Source organism: Neobacillus sp. Fa239 (genome assembly GCF_055395235.1).
The window spans coordinates 661,986-685,551 of sequence record NZ_AP041611.1; the positions used below are offsets into that span (position 1 = coordinate 661,986).

General features: G+C 39.5%; 21 protein-coding genes. 17 read left to right on the forward strand and 4 right to left on the reverse strand.

Going from position 1 to position 23,566, the window contains the following annotated elements:
* Positions 1-153: 153 nt before the first annotated feature.
* Together ACZ5XR_RS03065 and ACZ5XR_RS03070 are read left to right on the forward strand one after the other, a co-directional pair.
* Positions 154-984 (forward strand): MerR family transcriptional regulator, encoded by an 831-nt coding sequence (locus tag ACZ5XR_RS03065; RefSeq protein ID WP_464500242.1) that lies wholly within the window; start codon positions 154-156, stop codon positions 982-984.
* Positions 985-1,221: 237 nt separating this feature from the next.
* A complete protein-coding gene (locus ACZ5XR_RS03070) occupies positions 1,222-1,737 on the forward strand; it encodes an arsinothricin resistance N-acetyltransferase ArsN1 family A (RefSeq protein WP_464500243.1) in 516 nt (171 codons plus the stop codon).
* 63 nt (positions 1,738-1,800) lie between these two features.
* Here ACZ5XR_RS03070 and ACZ5XR_RS03075 read toward each other — a convergent pair whose 3' ends face one another.
* A complete protein-coding gene (locus tag ACZ5XR_RS03075; protein WP_464500244.1) occupies positions 1,801-3,486 on the reverse strand; it encodes a bifunctional metallophosphatase/5'-nucleotidase in 1,686 nt (561 codons plus the stop codon).
* Between the two features lie 159 nt (positions 3,487-3,645).
* On the opposite strand from ACZ5XR_RS03075, the gene ACZ5XR_RS03080 reads away from it, so the two are divergent.
* The 6 genes from ACZ5XR_RS03080 to ACZ5XR_RS03105 all read left to right on the forward strand — a co-directional run bounded on the left by ACZ5XR_RS03080 (position 3,646) and on the right by ACZ5XR_RS03105 (position 10,096).
* Positions 3,646-5,277, forward strand: a complete 1,632-nt coding sequence (locus tag ACZ5XR_RS03080) for an alkaline phosphatase family protein (protein WP_464500245.1) — start codon at positions 3,646-3,648, stop codon at positions 5,275-5,277.
* Positions 5,278-5,453: 176 nt separating this feature from the next.
* Positions 5,454-6,620, forward strand: a complete 1,167-nt coding sequence (locus ACZ5XR_RS03085) for a sulfite reductase subunit alpha (protein ID WP_464500246.1) — start codon at positions 5,454-5,456, stop codon at positions 6,618-6,620.
* Positions 6,621-6,798: 178 nt separating this feature from the next.
* A complete protein-coding gene (locus ACZ5XR_RS03090; RefSeq protein ID WP_464500247.1) occupies positions 6,799-7,221 on the forward strand; it encodes a hypothetical protein in 423 nt (140 codons plus the stop codon).
* A 1-nt stretch (position 7,222) separates the two neighbouring features.
* On the forward strand, positions 7,223-7,900 hold the full coding sequence (locus ACZ5XR_RS03095; RefSeq protein WP_464500248.1) for a PspA/IM30 family protein: 678 nt from the start codon (positions 7,223-7,225) through the stop codon (positions 7,898-7,900).
* A 116-nt stretch (positions 7,901-8,016) separates the two neighbouring features.
* Positions 8,017-8,688, forward strand: a complete 672-nt coding sequence (locus tag ACZ5XR_RS03100; RefSeq protein WP_464500249.1) for a response regulator transcription factor — start codon at positions 8,017-8,019, stop codon at positions 8,686-8,688.
* Positions 8,681-10,096: a sensor histidine kinase gene (locus tag ACZ5XR_RS03105; protein ID WP_464500250.1), complete on the forward strand. Its 1,416-nt coding sequence runs from the start codon at positions 8,681-8,683 to the stop codon at positions 10,094-10,096. The genes ACZ5XR_RS03100 and ACZ5XR_RS03105 overlap by 8 nt, the downstream gene beginning before the upstream one ends.
* Positions 10,097-10,300: 204 nt before the next feature.
* Here the strand turns inward: ACZ5XR_RS03105 and ACZ5XR_RS03110 are convergent, their stop codons facing one another.
* A complete protein-coding gene (locus tag ACZ5XR_RS03110) occupies positions 10,301-11,953 on the reverse strand; it encodes a peptidase G2 autoproteolytic cleavage domain-containing protein (RefSeq protein WP_464500251.1) in 1,653 nt (550 codons plus the stop codon).
* 323 nt (positions 11,954-12,276) lie between these two features.
* Between ACZ5XR_RS03110 and ACZ5XR_RS03115 the strand changes: the two genes are divergently transcribed.
* Both ACZ5XR_RS03115 and ACZ5XR_RS03120 read left to right on the forward strand, forming a co-directional pair.
* Positions 12,277-12,885 carry a flavin reductase family protein gene (locus ACZ5XR_RS03115; RefSeq protein ID WP_464500252.1) on the forward strand — a complete coding sequence of 203 codons (609 nt, stop codon included), beginning with the start codon at positions 12,277-12,279 and terminating at the stop codon, positions 12,883-12,885.
* Positions 12,886-12,900: 15 nt separating this feature from the next.
* The gene (locus ACZ5XR_RS03120; RefSeq protein ID WP_464502205.1) at positions 12,901-13,518 is read left to right on the forward strand and encodes an alpha/beta hydrolase; all 618 of its coding nucleotides are present in this window, start codon (positions 12,901-12,903) and stop codon (positions 13,516-13,518) included.
* A 670-nt stretch (positions 13,519-14,188) separates the two neighbouring features.
* On the opposite strand, the gene ACZ5XR_RS03125 is transcribed toward ACZ5XR_RS03120, so the two are convergent.
* On the reverse strand, positions 14,189-14,689 hold the full coding sequence (locus ACZ5XR_RS03125) for a hypothetical protein (RefSeq protein ID WP_464500253.1): 501 nt from the start codon (positions 14,687-14,689) through the stop codon (positions 14,189-14,191).
* A gap of 223 nt (positions 14,690-14,912) precedes the next feature.
* Between ACZ5XR_RS03125 and ACZ5XR_RS03130 the strand changes: the two genes are divergently transcribed.
* The 3 genes from ACZ5XR_RS03130 to ACZ5XR_RS03140 all read left to right on the forward strand — a co-directional run bounded on the left by ACZ5XR_RS03130 (position 14,913) and on the right by ACZ5XR_RS03140 (position 15,844).
* Positions 14,913-15,053, forward strand: a complete 141-nt coding sequence (locus ACZ5XR_RS03130) for a hypothetical protein (RefSeq protein WP_464500254.1) — start codon at positions 14,913-14,915, stop codon at positions 15,051-15,053.
* Positions 15,054-15,287: 234 nt separating this feature from the next.
* On the forward strand, positions 15,288-15,611 hold the full coding sequence (locus tag ACZ5XR_RS03135; protein WP_464500255.1) for a heavy metal-binding domain-containing protein: 324 nt from the start codon (positions 15,288-15,290) through the stop codon (positions 15,609-15,611).
* A 2-nt stretch (positions 15,612-15,613) separates the two neighbouring features.
* Positions 15,614-15,844 carry a hypothetical protein gene (locus ACZ5XR_RS03140; protein WP_464500256.1) on the forward strand — a complete coding sequence of 77 codons (231 nt, stop codon included), beginning with the start codon at positions 15,614-15,616 and terminating at the stop codon, positions 15,842-15,844.
* Positions 15,845-15,899: 55 nt separating this feature from the next.
* On the opposite strand, the gene ACZ5XR_RS03145 is transcribed toward ACZ5XR_RS03140, so the two are convergent.
* Complete coding sequence (locus ACZ5XR_RS03145) at positions 15,900-16,427, reverse strand: GNAT family N-acetyltransferase (protein ID WP_464500257.1); 528 nt, start codon at positions 16,425-16,427, stop codon at positions 15,900-15,902.
* A gap of 333 nt (positions 16,428-16,760) precedes the next feature.
* Between ACZ5XR_RS03145 and ACZ5XR_RS03150 the strand changes: the two genes are divergently transcribed.
* The 4 genes from ACZ5XR_RS03150 (at position 16,761) to ACZ5XR_RS03165 (ending at position 23,564) form a co-directional block, all read left to right on the forward strand.
* A complete protein-coding gene (locus ACZ5XR_RS03150) occupies positions 16,761-19,505 on the forward strand; it encodes an alkaline phosphatase family protein (RefSeq protein ID WP_464500258.1) in 2,745 nt (914 codons plus the stop codon).
* A 122-nt stretch (positions 19,506-19,627) separates the two neighbouring features.
* Entirely contained in the window at positions 19,628-22,744 is a 3,117-nt protein-coding gene (locus ACZ5XR_RS03155; protein ID WP_464500259.1) for an efflux RND transporter permease subunit, read from the forward strand.
* Positions 22,745-22,879: 135 nt separating this feature from the next.
* Entirely contained in the window at positions 22,880-23,017 is a 138-nt protein-coding gene (locus ACZ5XR_RS03160; RefSeq protein WP_464500260.1) for a hypothetical protein, read from the forward strand.
* A gap of 22 nt (positions 23,018-23,039) precedes the next feature.
* Positions 23,040-23,564, forward strand: coding sequence for a phosphatase PAP2 family protein (locus ACZ5XR_RS03165; protein WP_464502206.1), 525 nt, complete (start codon positions 23,040-23,042; stop codon positions 23,562-23,564).
* Positions 23,565-23,566 lie beyond the last annotated feature (2 nt).

Sequence of the window (23,566 nt, forward strand, 5' to 3'; positions counted from 1 at the left end):
GACCTTCTACTTCATCACCACCCACATTTCCTATTTCAGATGAATCTGAATATTGTGTATAATAATAGTAAAGCTTTGTGCTACACAGATGTCAACAGCATTTATAATAGCATTTTTTCTTCTATTTTGAATCTCTGAAACGGCGGTGGTTTTTTGAAAGAAAGGTTAACGATAAGCGAGATGGCTAAGTTAAGAGGAATGACGACAGAGACTTTGCGACATTATGATCGAATTGATTTATTTAAACCTAAATATGTTGATCCCCAAACAGGATACCGATACTACTCCATTTTTCAGTACGAGATACTCGGGACCATCAAAGAGCTTCGTCAAATTGGGATGAGCATCGATGAAATTAAACAGTACTTCAATCAACGAAATTTTAAGAAATCAAGTGAGTTTCTTAAAGCCAAACATGCTGAACTTGTTTCGAGACTAAAGGAATTAACTGACCTAGAAGTAAATATCAAAGAAAAAATAGCCTATTTGGACAATATTTCAAGAAAAGAAGCATTTCATGAAATTATCTTTCGAGAAATAAAAAGTAGAAAGTTAATTACGTTAAATGAAAAAATCAATAGTAATTTGGAACTTTGTTACAGTATTATAAGATTGGAGACCATGCTAACGGAGAAGGCCCCCATTCTCGCCAGTAATCGTTTGGGAATTATCATCGAAGAATCTGACCTTAGGGATAAAAGGTTCGAAGAGCCCTCAGTAATATTTGTTGTAGCGAAAAACGATGAAAAAATACAAAAAACGTATCAGAAAATTATTCCTGGAGGGTTATTTGCATGTATCCGGTATAATGGGGAATTATTAAGGAATCGGAGTAAAAGCTTAAATAAATTATTTAAGTACCTTAATGAAAAAGGCTATCAGATAACTGGTGACGCACTGCAGGTCATGATAGTAGATATTACAGTAACGGATAATCCGAATGAAGTGATGTTTGAAATTCAAGTCCCTGTTAAAAAAGCTTGAAATTTAGCTGGCTGTACATATTTGGAGTGCCATCCGGATAAGATAACTGAAGAATTACAAACAATGGCTTCCTTTGATTGAAATTCAATAATATCTATCAAAATAGGCAACCCCATACAAATAAAAAAGTATGAGGGTTGTTTTTTTTGTACTAGGAAGTATTTAAAATCGGAAGAGTAGAGCTTAATATTTAGAATATCAAAAGTTTAATTCGGAATATCAATTGGGGGATTAGCAATGAAACAGGAGTATACTACAAGGCTTGCCACTATGAATGACTTGGAATCGATTTTATTCATCTATAACCAAGGGATTGAAGATCGGATTGCCACATTGGAGGAAGACCAGAAAGATATTGAATATATGAGAGATTGGTTTAACAATCATTCAGAACGATTTGCTGTCACCATTGTGGAAAAGGAGAAAGAGGTAATTGGATGGGCTTCATTAAACACCTATTCCACCCGAAGTGCCTATGCCGGCGTCGCAGATTTATCAATCTATATTAGACGGGATTTTCGAGGAAAAGGGGTTGGTGCCCTATTACTGAATGAAATTGAACGTATTGCATTAAAGAATGATTTTAATAAGATTGTTTTATTTACATTTCCTTTTAATACACTTGGTCAGGGGCTTTATAGGAAGAATGCTTATAGAGAAGTTGGAGTATTCAAAAACCAAGGTAAATTGGATGGGCGCTTTGTAGATGTAATGATTATGGAAAAGATCCTTGATAACAAAACTTTAGTATAGCATGGTGAAAATAGAGAAGGGCACCACACTTAACAAATGTGTGGTGCCCTTTTCTCATTCCTTTTAATATTGAACCTTTTGAATTCTGTTATCAATATTATAGGTAAAAGGCTTCGGCAGCGTTTTTAAATAATCAACAAAGGCATCGAGATCAATCGGACCGGTTTCTTTATTTTGTATTTGCTTAAATACTGTAAATCCGTCTCCGCCGCCTGCAAGGAAGGCATTGGCTACAACCGTATAAGTTTTATTTAGATCTAGGGGCGTCCCATCTTTAAGCGTGACGCTGGTAACCTTTTGGCCAATAGGATGATTGGCATCCCAAGTATAAGTGAAACCGGAAATTTGAAGCATATTGGTAGATGACGCTCCCCACTGCTGATTAAGAACGTCTATGATCTGCTGTCCGGTCATGGTCATTTTATTTAGAGCATTATTAAATGGCTGGACAGTATAAGCCTGTCCCCAGGTAATATCTCCCGGATCAATATCTGCCCTTATACCTCCAGGATTCATTAATGCAATATCCGCATTCATCGCATTTCTTTGGGAATCAGCAATTAAATTACCCAGTACGGATTCTCCATTAGCATTTTGAAGTGCCGTTAGACTAGTGGAGGTCGTGCCGATAATACGGTTTACAAGTGGTGCCACCTTTGCCGCATAACCCTCAACCATTTTCTTAATTTCGGGATCAGGTGTCATCCCCTCCTGAAATGTCGTCACAATTTCAGCTTTCTTTGATACAATATCCTTTGTTTTAGGATCAATTTGCAGATATACATCTGAGAAAGCTGTCCCATAGGAATAAGCCTGAACAACGAGCTTATTCTTAATGGTTGCATTCATATAAGCATGGTTATGTCCGCCAAAAATCACATCGACTTCATCATCCACTCCATTAGCCATATCTACCAGCTTACCGGTTGGATTTTCCCCATTAATTCCTGATGTACCCGGATCATGGGCTAAGACAACAATCGATTTTACTCCTCTTTTTTTCAATGCTGGTACATACTTGTTAATCGCTTCTACTTCATCAATAAATTTCACTCCGGCAATACCGCTTGGTATGACGATGTTTGGTGTGTCAGTTGTTACCACTCCGATAAACCCGATATTTACTCCATTTACTTTCAAAACCTTATAAGGGGATAAGATCGGTTTGCCTGTTTTTACATCAATAACATTGGCGACAATATTGGGAAAATTAGCACCAGCAAAATTTCCAGTTTTTTCGTTATATCCGCCATTGATCAGACGAAGAAGTTCCTTTACTCCTTCATCAAATTCATGGTTTCCAACTGTTCCTATCCCATAATTTAATTTGTTCAGTATCTCAATAGTTGGCTCATCCTGTAAAAGGGCAGAAATGGGCGGACTTGCTCCCACCATATCTCCTGCATGTACCATAATCGTGTTTTTATTTTGGGCAGCCCGCTGTTTTAAATAGGCAGCCAGGTAGTCTACCCGACCAACGGGCTTTCCGTTTACATTACGGGTCACATCTAATTGTCCGTGTAAATCATTAATCCCTAATAACTGAACCTGGATATATCGATTATCTGCAGCCGGTGGTTTCCCTTTTTGCTTTGCTTCCGGCCGGTTTGAGATATGACCATGGTATCCCTTTGATAACCCTTGAGCATCCCCGGTCTGTGCGGAAACCATGTTTGGTGCTACATCTGTAAATCCCATACCTACTAAACCAAAAATGGCAAAGTAAATAAAAGCTTTAAACCATTTCATAATATTCCTCCAATTTGTTTACTAATAAACCAATCGTATTTTTTGCTTTGCATGTTATGAATATACTTGTATAAAAATTTGGCACCCTTTTTTTCTACAATCGAATAATCAATTCCCTTTTGTTCATTTTATAAATGAATTATATAAGGGAGGTTTCATATGAAAAAGCCAATAATCTTGCTCATTGTTTTCCTGGTAGTCTTTTCACTGTTTGGCTGTACCGCAAACAATAATCAAAATGCTCTAAATGGCGGCAATGATAAAAATGCCCTAAATGTTCGTAACACTGGTGACAGGGTGAATGTTAAAAGGATGGAATATAATCCCGGAAATGGTAATACCAAAGAAAGGAATAATCTATCACCTAGAACCACTACGCCGATTAAGCATGTCGTTGTCATTTTTGGTGAAAATGTTTCCTTTGACCATTATTTTGGGACATACCCGCATGCAGCAAATTCACCCGGAGAGTCTAAGTTTGTTGCAAAGCGGAATACGCCTCAAATAAACGGGTTAGAACCCAATGCACGAAATGGCCAACAGGACTTGTTAAACCATAATCCCAATTCTGCAAATCCAAAGCGACTCGCAAGGTCCCAAGCCTGGACAGCTGACATGGATCATGAATATAAAGCGGAACAACAAGCATTTAATGGCGGAAAGATGGATAAGTTCGTGGAATATACAGCTGGGGGAAATGAAAAAACATTAGTCATGAACTATTTTGATGGCAATACAGTTACAGCATTGTGGAACTATGCACAGCATTTTGCGATGAGCGATAACTCCTTTGGTACAGTGTATGGGCCTTCCACACCAGGGGCACTCAACCTTATTTCCGGACAGACACATGGTGCAACAGGTTATCAAAATGGAGCTGCAGTAGGAGACATCGAAGATAATGTTGCAAATGGAACGGTAATTGGTGATCCGGATCCGTATTTCGATATGGCATCTAATCCAAAACGCGCACAGGCTGCTCTGTCCGGTAAAAACGTAGGGGATTTATTAAATCAGAAAGGAGTTACATGGGGCTGGTTCCAAGGAGGATTCCGTGATGTAACCGCACAGCATAAGAATATTGGCGGTGTTCAATCCATTGATTATAACCCGCACCACGAGCCATTCCAATATTATCAATCAACATCCAATAAAAATCACTTGCGTCCTTCTTCTGTTGAATTAATCGGACACAAAGGCGATCAGGCAAATCACCAATATGATTTAACAGATTTTTGGGATGCGGTAAATGCTCATAATATGCCTGCAGTCAGCTTTTTAAAAGCGGCAAACTTTCAGGATGCACATGCTGGTTATTCAGATCCAGTAGATGAACAGCATTTCCTGGTTGATACAATCAATCGTTTACAAAAAACACCAGAATGGCGGGACACTGCAATTATTCTGGCCTATGATGATTCGGACGGCTGGTATGACCATGCATACCATGCACCGGTTAATGGATCCAATGATCCGGAATATGACGCCTTATTTGGACCTGGTAATGCTGGAAAGCCTGTTCTTGGAAACTATTTGAATCGGGCAGGGTATGGTCCACGTCTTCCATTAATGGTTATCTCTCCTTATGCAAAAGGAAACTTTGTTGATCATACATTAACGGACCAAACCTCAATCCTGAAGTTTATTGAGGACAACTGGCAATTAGGAAGAATTGGCGACCATTCTTACGATTCCATTGCAGGTTCCATTAACAATATGTTTGATTTTAAACATAGTAATAATAATAAACTATTTCTAGACCCAGAAACAGGTCAACCAGTTAAGATGTAATAAGCATCCAAATTAAAAGGAAAGCAGTTTGCTTCAAAGTTGTGGAAAAAAATTAGCCTTCTAGGTATTATAGGTAATGTTGGGATTAAAAATATTGAAATTGTAAGTAAAAATACACATTTGATTTCCGTCCCAGTGTTATTCTATCTATATATAACTTTTGGAGGTTAAGAAATATGCAACTTACTGTGGAAAACCCTAAGGATGCTCAAACACCATTTTCAAGAACAAATCCGTTTCCAGCAAAGGTTCTTAAGAATATTAATTTAAATGGGGCAGGCTCTAGTAAAGAAACGAGGCATATTGAGTTATCACTAGAGGGGTCAGGCCTATCATATGTACCAGGTGATGCCCTTGGCGTTGTCCCTTCAAATGATCCGGACCTTGTGGCTGCTTTACTTAAGGAAATGAATTGGGACGAAGAAACGGCTGTAACCATTAATAAGCAGGGAGAAACGCTGCCGCTTAAGGAAGCGCTGACAAACTATTTTGAAATTACCCTGTTGACAAAAAAGATTGTTCAGCAAGCTGCCGTTTTTACAGAAAACCAAGAGCTGCAAAAGCTTGTGTTGGTTGAAAATGCCGTTCAACTAAAAGAATATTGCTATGGCCGCGATTTACTTGATATGTTCCGTGAATTCGGTCCATGGAAAGCGACTGCCCAGGAAATCGTTTCTTTATTAAGAAAAATGACGCCGCGCCTTTATTCGATTTCAAGTAGTATTGCCGCGAATCCGAATGAAGTTCACCTAACGATCGGTGCTGTACGCTACACATCTCACGGACGCGAACGAAAAGGCGTTTGTTCTGTTTTATGTGCGGAACGTGTTCATGATGGAGATACTCTTCCGGTCTTTGTTCAGGCAAATAAACACTTCCACTTACCAGAGTCCGAAGATAAGGATATTATTATGGTTGGTCCTGGGACAGGCATTGCACCATTCCGCTCATTTATCCAGGAACGAGCAGTAAATAAAGCTACTGGACGTTCATGGTTATTTTTTGGAGACCAGCATGCTGCCACGGATTTTCTTTATCAAAATGAGCTGGAGCAATATCAACAGGACGGAATACTGACAAAACTAGAGGCTGCATTCTCTCGTGATACGGCTCAAAAAGTCTATGTCCAGCATAAAATGCTTGAACATGGCAAAGAATTGTTTGAGTGGCTTGAAAAAGGAGCTTATTTCTATGTATGTGGAGATAAGGAACGTATGGCGAAGGACGTCAATGAGGCGCTTATTAATGTAATTGAAAAAGAAGGCGCGATGGCTCGTGAGGCAGCAGAAGCATATTTAAAAGAAATGCAGCAGCAAGGGCGTTATCAGCGTGATGTTTATTAAAATGAATAAGTGTTAAGTTTTTAAACTTTAGTGACCCTTCGTTCCGGTTGGAACGGAGGGTTTCTTTTTTGTTTTCTAGTAAACTTTCGTTTCTATGATAAAAACTATTTCTTTTCACCAAGTTTTCACCGTTCTCTTCTAAACTACTAACTATCAAGTACGAAAGGAGGAAAACAGATTGAAAAAGAAAAAGGTAATCATTTGGGGCGTTATCGTTTCTTCAATCATTATCGTAATCAATTTTCTTCATGAAATTCTGGGTGGTCACCGTGAATTTGATGGACAGCGTGGTGGACATGGCTGGGGACAGGCTGAAATGGGACAAGCCGGCAGTTATGGATCACAAGGAGGTTTTGCGGGTCATCACCGGTTCATGAACGTTTCTCACCATGGAGGAGGTTTCCATTGGGTGGCCCTTCTTATTGGACTAGCGGTTTTAGTTCTTTTCGTAAGATGGTATAGAAATAGAGCAAAAACTTCTTCTATGAATGAATTTATTGATACAGCTTTGCTCAGCTCTCATACACAGGTTAGTACACAAAATGCAAGAATCTTAGACCAGTGGGAAAAAAATATGACGACTAAAAAGGAGAATGAATAAAATGGGTATTTTTAAAAGATTAAAAACGATCACAATGGCAGAAATTAATGGATTATTGGATAAGATTGAAGATCCAATTGCTATGCTAAATGAATATTCAAGAGAAATGGAGCAGGAAATTGTAAAAGGGCAAAATGCATTAGCCAGACAAATTTTTGTAGAAAAAAAGCAAGAGGCACTTATTGCTGAAACAAAAGATCTAGTGGAAAAGAGAACACGCCAGGCAAAGCTTGCGATAGACCATGGTGAAGAAGCCATCGCCAAAATGGCCATCCAGGAAAAACTCACCCACGAAAAGCAGTTGAAACTTTACCAGGAACAGCTGGAGGCAGTTAAAGGACAAACTCAAATACTATTGGAAAAATTGGAGCAGCTTAAAGAAACCTATAACCAAATGCAACAAAAGAAAATTCTTTTAGCTTCAAGGGCCAATGTGGCACAATCAATTAAACAGATCCAAAAAGCGACGGTTTCTTTTCAAACAGACACGATTGCTAGAGGAGTAGCCAAGGCAGAGGAGCGCATTTTGCTTATGGAAGCTGAGGTGCAGGCTGGAAATCAATTTTCAGCTCCAGTAGCTCAGTATAATCTGGAATACACAAATTCTATCAATGATGATGAAATAAATTCCGAGCTTGAAAAGCTTAAGAATGAAAAAGAAGTCATCTTATCTAAGTAATTGCTGCAATTGAAAGGAAGCACCCCAGTGGGTAGTGCTTCCTTTTCGCATATTGTTTCGTTAAGATTAAGAATGGTTAAATCAATGAAACGTGAATTTTTAAGGAGCACATGGAGATGAATATTTTATTAGCCGAAGATGATGTCCGTCTAGGGGAATTAATTGTATATATGCTAAAGAAAAAAGGCAGTTATAACATCGAATGGGTGACGGAGGGGGAAGATGCCTATTATTATGCCACATCGGCCCACTATGATGTCATTATCATGGATTGGATGATGCCAAACGGAACTGGAGTGGAAATCTGCAGTCGCTTACGAAAACAAGGATACTCGGGAGCGATCCTTATGTTAACAGCTAAAGATGCTGTCCAGGATCGGATCGAGGGTTTGGATTCCGGAGCAGATGATTATCTAGTAAAACCATTTGAAATAGACGAGCTACTGGCACGATTACGGGCCCTTGGCCGCCGTAACTATGCACCAATCATTGAAGAGGAAGTCAAAGTACATGATTTGATTTTGAATCGAACGAGCTATATTGTTGGCAGTGGAGAGGCAACCATCCAGTTAAGTCCTCGTGAATTTCAGCTTCTGGATTTATTTATTCAGAATAAAGGACAGGTATTGCCAAGGGAAATTATTCTGGACCGTGTTTGGGGCGGGGATTCAGAGGTGGCGCCCAAAACGATTGATGCGACTGTGAAATTGATTCGCAAAAAGCTGGGGTCTCTCGGGAAACAGGATTTACTTCAAAGTGTTAGAGGGGTGGGATATCGATTTGAATAATAAGCTGTTCTTATTCCTTCGCACGATAACCAACTTGGATGAGAAGGATGTTTTTAAAAAAACCCAAGGACGATTGACCCGTATTTATAGCGGTCTTGTCATGCTATTTCTTATTCTTTTTATCATCATTGTTTACTCGGTTCTTTATGTTGTCATCCTCCGGAATCAGGAAAGTGAACTTCAATCATTGGCAGATCAGGAAGCAAAATTTATAGAGAACTATTTACTGAAAAATGCGAACAGCAGCATCCAAGATGTACAGGATCAGCAGATAGTTTTCACCGGAGCAAATCAGCTTTTCTATTATGTTGTGAATTCCCAAGGGCAAATCATGTTGGGCAATGAAGCAGATCCCCGATTACATTCCGAGTTAAATAACCTTATCATGAATAATATTTCCAACCATCAGCAGATTAGTAAACAAACCATTCATGTTGGAAGAGATCATAATCCGCGGGGGAATAAGGGGGAGTTTCATCCTCGGGAGGAACCTCACGATATCCGTATCCTCATGACCAGCAAGCCAATTTATGTTAAGAATCAATATATTGGTCAGCTTTTTATTGGAAAAGACATCTCCTACTTCTACCAGTTATTACATTGGCTGTTGGTGATTTTAATAGCAATCGGTCTTGTATTCTTTGGAGTCGCTCTCTCTTTTAGTTTTTTTATGTCAAAAAGAGCGATGGTCCCCATCAGTGCGGCATTTAGAAGGCAGCGTGAATTTGTCGGTGACGCCTCGCACGAGCTGCGAACACCATTAAGTGTTTTATTATCTTCTATTGATGCAATGGAAATGACCATCGAGTCAGAAAAGGACGATTTTATTGGCAAGCTTATTTCGAATATGAGGCAGGAAGTAAAGAGAATGACCAATCTGGTAAGCGATCTATTAACACTGGCCCGTTCGGATTCCGATTCAATGGACCTAAAAGCGGAACGATTTGATTTTTGCGAGATGGGGGAAAAAACGGTGGAGTCGATTCGTCCTCTTGCCGAATCAAAGGACATCTCCCTTAATTTTAATGCTCCAGCTGCATTGTTTGTGGTGGGAGACCCTCAAAGATTATCACAGCTATTATACATTCTTTTGGATAATGCAATAAAGTACACTCCAAATGGAGGGGACGTTAAGCTGCAGCTTTCACAGGAAGGGAATTCGTTGATCATGAAAGTCCAGGATAATGGCATCGGAATTGATTCAAAGGACCTTCCCAATATATTTGAACGATTCTATCGAGCTGATAAATCGAGGGCGCGGCAAATGGGTGGACACGGATTAGGACTTTCCATTGCAAAATGGATCGTTGAGACGCATAAAGGAACGATTAAAGTGACGAGCGAGAAGGGTAAAGGGAGTACATTTACTGTTCGCCTTGCTATTATAGGTGATTCCATCAATGCTTAGATTATACCAATAACGAGTGCTTGGATCCTTCAGGATTTAGGCACTTTTTTCTTATTGTAATTAATTTATCAATTTCACGAAGGGAGGTCCTGTTTTATAACTGGTTCCATTCCTTTTCACCCCAACATTAGATATGTATTGAAAAAGACTATCAAATTGTAAATTGATTTGGTAGTCTTTTTTTATGATCCTATCAGTTTTATCTCATTTGAACATGACTAAAATCTGATTCGGTCCAGTGCGTTTCATCACCCAGTATCCATTTTCTGAAGCTGTCGCGATTCCCTGGTCATTTGGCAAGCAATAGTTTCCAGGATTACAAGTTCCATCATCACGTACAAGTAATTTTCCAATTAACCCCACCGCAACCCATTCCGGCTTTTCAAGTCGTGAGCTGCATATCTGATCAGGAATCCAAGCAGGATTTATTTTCTTTCTAATCTCAGTGCGCTCTTCAACAACAGTATTTCCTTCGGAATCTTTAACCCCTGGTATAGTAACCTCTTCATAAATGGTTCGATTCCATTCGTCCATCAAGTATTTACTGCAGTCTGGCTCCTCAGAATCAGCCAACATTCCCGGATTTGAACTAGTAATTCCTAAAATATATTTATCATCGCTATTTGCTTTACGTATTTTCTCACCATCGGCAGAGAAGGTGACAAAAAACCCCACATCAATAAGATGATCCTGGGAAGTTTCAAACATTTCTGCATAGTCGCATGCGCCCGGTGCCGTTATGATTCCCGCCGTCGTAACCTTTCCATCAAAACATGCGGAACCATCTTTGAGAATTTTGGCCACTACCCCTGTTGGATCGCACGGTACCTTTCCATTTACTAAATACCATGAATAATCAGGGTCATTCTTTGCAGGACTGCCCAATTGACCCATTACGTGAACACCAGTTTTACTGTTATCGCAGGTTAGTACACCCTCGACATGGGAAAATTGCCCACTGGCTGTAGTACCACTTCCTTCTGTATGGGTAACGGGTCCAGTTGCATTAGTGGAGTTACCTTCCGCATGTGATGCTACTCCGCTGGCAATGGTATTGCTTCCTTCAGCATGAGAAGCAATGCCGTTCGCTGTTGTGCCTTCACCTTCGCTGTGGGAACTCACACCTGTTGCTTTTGTCCCTGTTCCTTCTGCATGTGAAGTTATGCCACTGGCTATAGAAAATGCGCCTTCGGCATGGGAGGATATTGCAATTGCATTAGTAAGCCGCCCTTCGGCATGAGAAAAAAGTCCGCTAGCCGTCGAGGTGCCCCCTTCAGCATGAGAAAAATTGCCGCTAGCCGTTGTATTTGACCCTTCGGCATGGGAAAAATCACCGCTAGCTGTGGTGCCAGTCCCTTCAGCATGGGATGATATCCCACTAGCTGTGGTACCAAACCCTTCAGAATGTGAAAAAAAACCGCTGGCAATTGTGTTTGACCCTTCTGCATGAGAAACATCCCCACTGGCATTGGTCTGTCGCCCCTCCGCATGACAGATAAATCCGGCTTTCGTTTGAAAACCTTCCGCGTGGGCGGTAAAGTCACTGGCAATGGTTTCAAAGCCTTCCGCGTGTGCTGCTGTGCCATCGGCGGTGGTAGAAGACCCTTCGGCATGAGAAAAGGCTCCGTTGATGGTTGTAGTGGTACCATTTCCTTCGACATGCGATCCACTCCCAATTGCCGTTGTGTTTTCTCCCTCGGCATGCGAGGCAAATCCATTCGCAGCAGTATTACTTCCTTCTGCAACGGAACATCCATTGTCTGGGTCAGTTCTAATACAACTCTTATCACGTCTCCTTTGTTCTTTGCGTGAATTGCTGTATTTACTGCTGGAACTATTTTTCTTTCTTATTGGCAAATCTTCTTCAGCTCCTTCTAATGAACTTAGTCCATTTTATTCAACTAGCAATAAAGGAGTGTGGACAAGGAATGAAACCTGCTATAGCTCTTACCTAAAATAAAAAAGGATATTGACAATGAAGTTTATAAGTATTACTATTATCTCGAATTCAAGATAATGTGATTCAGGTTTACTGAGACTTTAATTCCGAAATTAGAAACAAAATAAGGCATCAAGTTATTTTAGGGAATATGGTGAAATACTATTTGAAATAGTAACGAGGTTTGCTGCCATTTAAGGTAAGAGAACTAGACTGATTTTACAAAAAGGGGATGATTTCTTTGCTTTCGCTTGATCCGGCCACAATGTCTGAAAAGGAAAATTATAAATTTTTAATAGGAAGCATTATCCCAAGGCCCATTGCCTTCGTCACTACGATTTCGAAAGATGGCGTTTTGAACGGTGCTCCATTCAGTTATTTCAATATCGTGTCCTCCAATCCCCCGATGATTTCACTATCGATTCAACGGTCAGCGGGAAGGCAGAAGGATACAGCGAGAAATATCATCGAGTCCAAGCAATTTGTGGTCCATATCGTTGACGAACTAAATGTTGAAAAGATTAATCAAACAGCTGCAAGCCTTCCTCCTGATCAAAGCGAGATTGAGTTAGCGAACCTAACTCCTGTAGACAGTGTAAAGATATCTGTACCAGGTGTAAAAGAAGCGAAAATTCGTATGGAATGTTCATTGGAGCATGCGTTAGAATTGGGAGGCGCGGATACCCCGGGTTGTGACCTGATTATAGGAAAAGTTGTTCAATTTCATATTGAACGAGACATATATGAAAATGGAAGAATCGACCCAAGGGGCTTAGCTGCTGTAAGTCGTTTGGCTGGAAATGATTATGCCAAAATTGGTGAGATATTTGAAATAGAAAGGCCAAAATAGTTTTAAGGGAGATAAATAATGAAACATATATTTAATAAAGGTCAAGATCCAACAAAACCAACATTATTATTGCTTCATGGTACGGGTGGCAATGAATTAGATCTGTTGCCTCTTGCGGGAAGAATTGATGATGAGGCTTCTGTTTTAAGCGTTCGAGGGAATGTATTAGAAAATGGAATGCCTCGATTCTTCCGAAGATTGGCTGAGGGAGTATTTGATGAAGAGGATCTTATTTTCCGAACAAAAGAATTAAATGAGTTTCTTGACGAAGCAGCGGAAAAGTATGGCTTTGACCGAAATAATATTATCGCAATTGGATACTCAAATGGAGCGAATATAGCTGCCAGTCTATTATTTCACTATCAAAATGCTTTAAAAGGCGCAATTCTTCATCATCCAATGGTGCCGAGAAAAGGAATGGATCTTCCAGACTTGTCAGGGAAGTCAGTGTTTATTGCTGCTGGCACAAATGACCCGATTTGCTCGCCGTTGGAATCAGCTGAACTTCAATCCTTATTAGAAAGCGCGAGTGCGAATGTGGCACTTCATTGGGAGAATAGAGGACATCAATTAACACTTGAAGAAGTAGAGGCTGCAGCACAATGGTATAAACAACTCCATCGTAAAAACTAATCGGAAAACATCTAACGGGTTTACGTGTGATGTGCAAAATGGTAAATCGCAGACCAAATCAAATAGCAAATCACATAAACTTCACAGTATATTTAACAGTCAAAAAGGCTTAGAGATGCAAAATTCTTTAAGTCTTTTTTTGAATAAGCGAGTTTGATAAATAAGCGGAGAAATTTCTCTTAAATAGGAATTATCACTGAAAATAGCATAAATAGACGGAGAAATTCCGCCTATTGACTTGAAAAACATGAAAATGGGGGATTTTTATTTGCATAACCGGAAATCCTCCCCTTATTTCCCCCGAAAAGAGCTCCATTCAGAATTTAACCGAAAAATTTCCGCTTATTTTAAAGTGATTAAGAATGATTTAAAGCAAGAAACGCCTCATTCTAGGCGCTTTTTTAATTTAATGACCCTGATAAACTTGGGAATCGCTTTTGAGTTATATGAAGGAGCAAAGCTCTTTTAAGTTGAATTAAATTACCAGAAACAGAATTACGACCGCAGCTCTATAGGCCAGGTTGAACAAATAGAAGGTGGGAGAATTATGGATATTTAAGGAATATCTAAAAGCGTGGGATTACTGGAAGAATATCATCTTAAACGGGTAATTCTTAATATAGTTAAATGACAATCTTCTCAGTAAATAAACTCACTCATCGCATCAATATTAAATTGGAATAACCATATGTATTAAAAAGGAAACGGTAAAAATCATAGCTGCGATGCGGTGAAATTTTTTTCGAAAACCTGATGCTTTCTTGTGGCGCATATATCCGGCAATCAAAGTAACCAAAAGAAAAACAAAGGATGTATAACCCATTAACATCTTGATATGACGATATCCAATGACAGGCCCAATTTTAAAAAGGTTAATCCCAGCGTGCCCGATAATGAGGAGGGTAGCGGTCATGGCTATTTTAATATGCCACTTCATAAAATACCTGGAGAAGGTTGCAAGCCGAATCTTCACTTTTCTTTGCTTTGTTTTTCGAATGATTAAGAAAATAAAATACATATTCACATTGAAGATAAATAATATCATGGATATTTGAGCCAAAAACTGGCTGATAACGATCAGGGTGCTGTCATGTGGGCGAAAAAACCAAATATAAATAATCGAGCCGACAATAAGAAAAATATTGGCAACTGTCCAAATCCGATGGTACACGTCAATCCCTCCTTCTTGTTACAATTTTAGTTTTCGCCAGGCTTTAGATATTACTCCTTAATTTATTGTTGCATAATAGGTGGAATTCTTCTATTAAATTAGACCAGTCTGATTTAGTGGAGGGAAATTTTCTTCATTATCATTATTTTATTAACATGTTGTCCAATCCCCTTCGATAAATTGGCATAGTATGTAATATTACTATAACTAAGAAGGGAATATCATGAAGTATTTTTATAGTTTTATTAAAATAATGGTTGGTACTAATCTAGGTGTTTTGCTAGCTTTGATGATTCTTCCTGCTTTCATTGTGACCGATCAATTAGATGTTTTTGAGCGAATCATTTCCTATATTTCAAAATAAAGCTGCCTATAATAAATGGGCAACTTTTTGTTTTATTACAAAAAAGAGGAAATTCAACAGCCGCACTTGGGTTGATACTTATCAGGAATTTTTCATAGAAAAAATAAAAGATATTTTGTAAAATTTTTACTGACATTTTTAATTCGTAGCTTTATACTAAACGTAAAATTCACATCATGTTTCCAGAGATACATCAGATTTTATATATCTTGTATAAGGGAGAAGGGGTTAAAAATGCTGATTGTCACGACCGAACAAATTGCAGGGTATGAAATTAAGGAAGTAAAGGGTGCAGCCTTTGGCCTTGTGGTGAGAAGCCGTGGATTTGCCGGTCAGGTTATGGCGGGTCTCCGCTCTTTGGCTGGCGGGGAAATTAAAGAATATACTGAAATGCTCGAGGATGCAAGAAAACAGGCATTGGACCGTTTAATACAAAATGCGCATGCCATGGGTGCTAATGCCGTGGTCATGTTTCGTTTTGATTCAGGGGAAATTGGCCAAAACATGAGTGAAATTGTTGCTTACGGAACGGCAGTGGTTGTCGAAAAGGCTGAATAGGAATGAAATGGTTTTTATTATATTTGTTATTTCAATTCATTGTGGCACTCGTCTTCTGGATGATTTCCAAACGAAAAGACAAACGCTATAAAACAAATGGCGGGAATCTAAAAGAAGGATTTGAGCCCACAGATGAAGTGTCAATTGACCCGATTTCTAATGCTGTCACACGTGTCTATATCAATCCCAAGACAGGGGAACGACAATATATAGAAGAAAAAAGTAAAAATTAATTGACGAAAATCCCTGAATTCACTGAAATGAATTCAGGGATTTTTTTGCAAAAACTTATGTATTTCTCAAAACCGTAATAAACCCATCGAGAATCTGGTGGCTGATTTTGAAGCCTTTATGCTGATAGAATTTTAATGCATCTTCATTTCCATTCGAGACGAAAATAAATAAATCATGAATGGACGGAAAGGAGTTCAGCCAATCCATTGACTTTTTGAATAATACAGATCCAATTCCCATACTGCGATAACCGTCTTTGATATAAAACTGGGACAGACAACCAACATCCTCATTTTTTACAGAATCAAGATCAAAAAAAGTAGCAAATTCATTTGAGTAAGTCTCTTTTGCTGAAATATTGCAATATACGTAGGCAACAATTTCATCGCCATCTTTTGCGACCACAAAATAGTTAGCTTTCGCACTTTTAACAGAGGGAATCATTCTTGTTTCAAAATTCATGGTATCAAATAACTCTGGATAAATAGTGGTTTTAGATTTTTGAAAGGCCATTAATTCGTTGCATAAATCCTTAAGACAACTAATATCATCTTCCGATATCTCTTCATAATAGATACTCAAAATGATTCTTCCTTTCTATAATTGATCAATTGCTTTGATAGAATTATATTCAGTTACATTTACTTTAGCAAGTATGTATGATTGGCTGGTTCCAATGTCTTTCCATAAAAATTAAGGGACCGGAAAATGAAATCCGGTTCTTTTTGTATGAAATCCGTTTTGAAGATGAAACTTATTTGTAACATTATATACTGGAACTTAACAAATAGGTATTTCGAAATAGTTTAATGGTCTGATAATTCTTTAATTGTAATTTACAATTACTGCAAAAGAGATTAATAAATAGGGAGTATTCTATTTTTGTAATTAAAAAATAGATAGGACGTGGTAAGGATGTTAAAGAAGTTTAGAAAAAAGAAAAGGCTTCTCGCTGGGTTAGCCATAGGTACTTTACTTCTTAGTTCCGCAGGTGTCTACGCTGCACAAGACGGTCCTTTTGGAAGTAATCTTGTAGGAGAACAAGCAGATGGTTCTGTTCAGACTCCTGTAAACCAATTGATCACACCTGCTGGAAAGCAAATTGAATTTGGCGGCAACCCACTTACTGTTGCTGTAAATCCAAATGGAAAAACTGCCGTAACAATCGTCGGCCGCAGTGATTACGGCGGTAAAGGAATTAACGTAGTTGATCTTGCAACAGGAGTAATGAAATCCCAGGATATCAACTTAAGTCTTTCTCATATGTGGGGCTTAGCCTATTCAAAAGATGGCAGCCAGCTTTATGCAACTGGTTCATCAGGCTCGACTGGTAAAGTTGTAGTTATGAATGTGGGACAAGATGGTACCCCTTCAGTTCTAAAATCTATCAATCTGCCTTTAGCATCAGTTGGCGGCAATATCAACCCGAATGACATCACGGTTGCACCAGACGGAAAACTTCTAGTTTCTTTAAACCGTGACAACAGCCTTGGCGTAATTGACCCAGCAACAGGTGCATTAACGAAGGTTGCAGTTGAAAATGCTCCAACAAGTGTTTTAGTAAGTGGTAACTATGCATACGTAACAAACCAAGGTGGCCGCAAAGCCCAAGCTGGTGATACAACAGTTGATTCTTCCGGTACTTCAGTTGTTACAGATAAAACAGGTGCTACGACAACAGGAAGTGTTTCTGTAGTTGACCTTTCAACAAATACTGTCGTTAATAACATTCCAGTGGGTGTACAGCCAACGCGCATGACACAGTCTGGCCAGTACATATTCGTAGCCAACACAAACAGCGATTCTGTTTCTGTTATAGATTCTAAAACAAATAAAGTCGTTCAAACCATCAACATTAAGCCATATCCTAATTCTCCAAAAGGAGCAGCGCCAAACGCTGTAAAAGTTGTAGATGGCAAGTTAATGGTAAGCCTTGGCCGTGACAACGCCATTGCAGTATACAACTGGCAGAGTCCAGATCAGACACCTGAATTGCAAGGACTTTTACCAACTGCATGGTTCCCAGTCGATATCGCATTAGATTCTGCCAATAAACAACTGGTAGTTGCGAATGCGGATGGTATTGGATCACGCGGACCATCACGTAACTTAACGATCCAAGGTATTACCGTAAATGGCCACCAATCATATGCACAAGAAGGATCACTTTCATTAATCCCAATCCCAACTGCTACTGATTTAGCAAAGGGAACAGACCAAGTGTACAAAAACAATAACTGGTACGGCTTAAAGGATCTGAATGCACCAGCACGTGAAAATAAGAAGCCTGTTGCTATGCCTGAGCGCGTGGGTGAGCCTTCAACGATTAAGCACGTGTTCTATATTGTTAAAGAAAACAGAACGTATGACCAAGTACTCGGTGACATTGGAAAAGGAAACAGTGAACCTGCTTTAACACAGTTCCCACAGCAGGTTACTCCTAACTTGCATAAACTGGCAAACACCTTCCCGCTTTTGGATAACACGTATAATTCCGGTATTCAGTCGGCCAGCGGACATCAATGGGTAATGCAAGCAACAAATAATGATTATGAGGATAAAGAAACTGATGCAGCAAACGTTCGTAGCTATCCTGGTGGAGCAGGAGATGCAATGGCCTATGCACCTACAGGACATTTATGGGATCAGGCACTTAAAAATGGACAAACTGTAGAGAACTTTGGGGAAGATACGACTGGCTTCTCTGGAACAGCGCCATATGGTAATTGGACAGACTGGTGGAAAGATTACCAAATTCTTTCCGGACAACAACAAGGCCAGCTTCATGTACCGATTGGGAATTATTCAGCAACATCTGATATTCCATCTCTGAACCCGATTACGTACAAGCCTTTCCCGCAATTTGATACGAATATTCCTGATCAGTACCGTTTTGAAATTTTCAAACAGCGATTTGAAGAACACGTGAAAAATAACGATTTACCAGCATTGAACACCATGTGGGTAATGGATGACCACACTGCAGGAAATTCAACAAGCAATCCAACACCGCAGGCAATGGTGGCAGACAATGACCTTGCTGTAGGTAAGATTGTTGACTTGATTTCACACAGTAAATATTGGAAGGATTCAGTTATTTTTGTCACTGAAGATGACTCACAAAACGGTTTAGACCATGTGGACGGACATCGTGAGCCAGCTTATGTTATCAGCCCTTGGGTGAAGAGAGGAATTACGGATAGCCATTACTATACGGTTATCAACATGGTTCGAAGTATCGAACAAATTCTCGGACTTCCTGCCATGAACCAAAACGATTCAGCGGCTGAACCAATGAGTGAACTCTTTACAAATAAGCCAGACTTCACTCCGTACAACTTTGTACCAAACCAAATTCCACTTGATACATTAAACGGCCAGCCTGGATCCAATACGGCAGCACTTGCAAACACAACGAATGTAACACCAGAGGCCAAGGACTTAGCGAAAAAATGGACCGAATGGTCGAACGCACACAAAGATGAATTTAGCGGAAAGCACGCTAAACCGGATGCTGTCAATGCCAACATGTTAAATCACTCCGTTTGGTATGCAACAAAAGGCTTTGATAAACCATACCCAGGTGATAATAAAGCTCTAACACCGGATGAAGTGCAGGCACAGCCTGAAAGCAGTGCACCGAATCCTGCTGATAACTAATATTCATGGAAAAAAGCCAGAATCAAACAAGCGGCTACCTCTCGAGGTAGCTGCTCGTATTTAGATTGTTTATTCATGAGGAGGGAGAAAGTTCGGGTTTTCCAAAGCCTGGATTAAATGACATGAAGAGATTAATTGATGAAACAATGAAACGTGCCATTTTGATTGTAACCTTGATTGTACTAATCCTTGTTTGGGGAACAATGTCGGCTCTCAACATTCAACGCGACTATTTACCGGAAATTAACAATCCGACCTTGATGATCACAGTACATGCAGAAAATTATCAAGCGAGTGATATCAAATCATTGGTAACCGATCCAATCCAGCAGGCAGTAAGGGTTGTTGATGGTTTGCAGGATGTGGAGACGAATTCCTTTAATGGCGGATCGCTGGTAAGTCTTAATTTTCCGATGAATTATGACATGAAAAAGGCCGAGGATCAGGTAGGAAAAGCCCTCGAAGGACTTTCACTTCCAACTGATGTAGATAAACCTCTCGTAACACGTCTTAGTACAAATTCTCTTCCAATCATGAGAATTAGTCTTATGAGTGCAACTGATAATATAACGGAAAATACACTCCGTACGGCCATTCAGGAGGATGTTGTTAAGCAGTTGAAAACTGTTCCTGGAGTAAACGATGTACGAGTATCAGGTGGCGGGAGTGCCGGATATGCTGTTAACCTTCGCACAGAGGACTTAAAAAAAGCCGGGGTAACTGTGGAAGATGTTAAAAAGTCGCTAGCAGAAAACTATACAACGGGAATCGAGGGGAAGGTGACAAACAACCAGATTTCCTTACCCGTTCAAGTTTCCGGCTGGGGATTAAATCATCAGGACCTGTCAAAGCTTCCTGTTCGCACTAAAGACGGAAAGACAATCCCGCTTTCATCTGTAGCGGATATTTCCAACTCGATTGTCAACCTGCAGACGGTTTCCAGAACGGACGGAAAACCAAGTGTTCTCTTAGATATTTTAAAGACACCTTCATCCAATATAACGGATGTTTCCAATCGTTTAAAAATCGTCATGAAGGAAATACCTGCCGTGAAAAATAAAGATGTAAAACTTTCGATTCTTTTTGATCAGGGTGAACAGGTTAATTCCTCGTTAAAGGGCCTTATTAAAGAGGGTTTATTAGGCTGCTTGTTCTCAATGATTTGTGTTTTTCTTTTCTTTCGTAAGGTCCGTTCTACATTATTAATCGCAATTTCCCTGCCGATTTGTCTATTGGCAACAACAGGTTTGTTAAAAACAATGGGGATCAGCCTTAATCTCCTTACTGTTTCCGGCCTGATTGTGGCAATGGGCAGAGTGGTCGATGATTCAATCGTCATCCTCGATAATATTAACCGAAGGGTATATGAGTCAAAAGGAATCAATGGTATTCATTTGCTATCAAGTGCTGTATCCGAGATGATTCCTGCGATTGTTTCTTCTACGGCAACGACTGTCGCGGTTTACATTCCGATCGCGATGATTGGGGGTATGGTGAGTTCTGCATTTTCAGGATTTGCATGGTCTGTCGTGATTGCCCTTTTAATTTCTTTATTAGTTTCAATTTTAATTGTTCCGGTACTTTATAACCTTTTTTGGAAAGGAAAACCGGTTGCCGTACTGGATACGTTAGAACCCCATTCGAGAAAAATGATCAACTGGGTGTTCGGGAAGAAGAAAATGGTGATTATCGCTAGTCTTTTGTTACTTTTACTTTCTTCGGTTGGGGCAGCTTTTCTGCCTGTGAACTTTTTACCAGCGACCAATACTACTGGTCAAGTCGGTGTTCAAATCGAAATGCCGCAAAATACTGCTTTAACGGAAGTCGATGGCGAAGTACGAAGATTGGAAGAGTTATTGAAAACCAATCCGCAGGTGGTCTCTTTTTCATCCGGTCTCGGTTCTTCCTATACTCCGCAATCGGATGATGTGTTTGATGCAGGGGGCGGTTGGATTCAGAAACCAAACATTGCAAATGTTACAATCACTCTTAAGAATGGCACAGATGTAAATGAGTTTGTCCCTAAAATGCAAAAACAATTAAACTCCTTATCAGGTAAAGCAGTTTACACAGTTTCAAATGCAAGTATTGCAGGGGATGATTCCCAATTGAAAATCAATCTTACTGGAGCCGACGACCAGACGCTGGAATCGATGGCCCAAGCAATTCGCAATCAATTGAAACTGATTCCGGGACTGGGTGTTCAAGGCAGTGCAGATGAGGAAGATCATACAACCCAGTATGAGATCACGCTTGATCGTAAGTTGATTGAAAATAACGGAATTAAGCTTGCCGATGTTTTGAATCGGATTGAAGAGTATACGGTAGAAGGAACAAAGGGCACGATCTCCATTAACCAAACTGCCTATCCAATTGTCATTCATACCGATGTGCAAAAAGGCAGCACGAAAGATATTTTTTCTTTAATGGGTGGAGAAACCTTTATCAATAAGGATGGACAAAAGATTTCATTTGACCGTCTAGCTGTCCTTACCCCATCCAGTACCTCAGTCATTCAAGAAAAGGATGGACATCCATATGCAGTTATTACTGCAAACATCACATCGAAGGATATCGAAAAAGTGACAAATGAGGTAAAAAGTTCTCTTGCAAAAATACCTTTGCCAGAAGGAGTAAAATACTCATTCGCAGGTGCGCCGCAGCAAGTATTTGAAATGATTTATGAAATGGCGATTGCCTTATTCTTTTCCATTTTGCTTGTTCTTTTAATTATTAGTGCGGTATTTCGGGGCTGGAAAGCACCACTTTCTGTTTTAATTTGCATTCCATTAGCGTTTATCGGATCAGTAATTGGAATGTTTATCTTTGGGAAAGAGTGGGATCTTGCGGCATTTGTAGGATTATTAATGCTTACAGGAATTGTCGTGACGAACGGGATTGTCCTTGTTGATAAAATCGAAAGGAACAAAAGAAGCGGTATGGAATTAGAGGAGGCCATTCTTCAGGGAACACTTTCTCGTGTTCGTCCAATCCTGACGACAGCACTCACAACCGTGTTAACCCTGATTCCTCTTGCGCTTTCAACCCGGACCGATTCGGTAATTTCGCAAACGCTCGGAATTGTCGTTGTGGGCGGACTGATTAGTTCAACATTTATCAGCTTATGTATGATTCCAATTTGCTATCAATGGATGCATCAAACGCGGGCAGGCTTTCTTCTAAAGAGGCCAAAGCAGGAACGAGTCATCGCATTAAACAAAAATATGTTTGAACTTTAGAATAGATCTAGAGGCTGTCCCTTTTGGACACCCTCTTTTTATTTACAAATTATTTACATTCCTTTTACAGCAGGTTTAGAAAAAATCCTTAAGAATCTAATACAATAAAGGTAATTAAACATTTGGAGGGATTGGATGAAGAATTCCGTTGCTGGTATTGCATGCAATATTGAAAATGTTGTTCTTAGAGGAACAAGTGATCAAATTAAGCAAATCATCAACAGAAACAAACCTCCTAATCTTGAAGCTGATGTAAAGATGAATAATGTTTAAAGGAGAATGGTCCATGATGAAAATGTTACATGTATTTTATGGATTCGAATGTAAACTTTTCCAACAAGTAAACCGTCATTTTGATAAGAAGCTTTTAAATCTGTTTTTTCGGGCTGTTACCCATTTTGGCGGTGCAAGATTTACCATTATTACGACTTTTCTCCTGTTGATTTTATCACCAAGGGAGACTCGATTGGTTGTCATTTCCAGTGCGATGGCTTTATCAGCAAGTCATATTCCAGTTCATTTTGTGAAGAAGCTTTTTCCTCGTAAAAGGCCGTATTTAATAATAGAAGAAACAAAGTTTCCTGCTAATCCATTACAAGACCATTCTTTCCCGTCAGGTCATACAACGGCAATTTTTGCGGTCATTAGTCCATATGTATTATTTATTCCACAACTTTCGCTTATCCTCATTCCTTTAGCGATTAGTGTAGGAGTGTCTAGAATTTACTTGGGTTTACACTATCCTTCAGATGTATTTGCAGGCGGCATTCTTGGAAGTATTGCTGGTACTCTTTGTTATTATTTATTATGTGTTTTATAGCA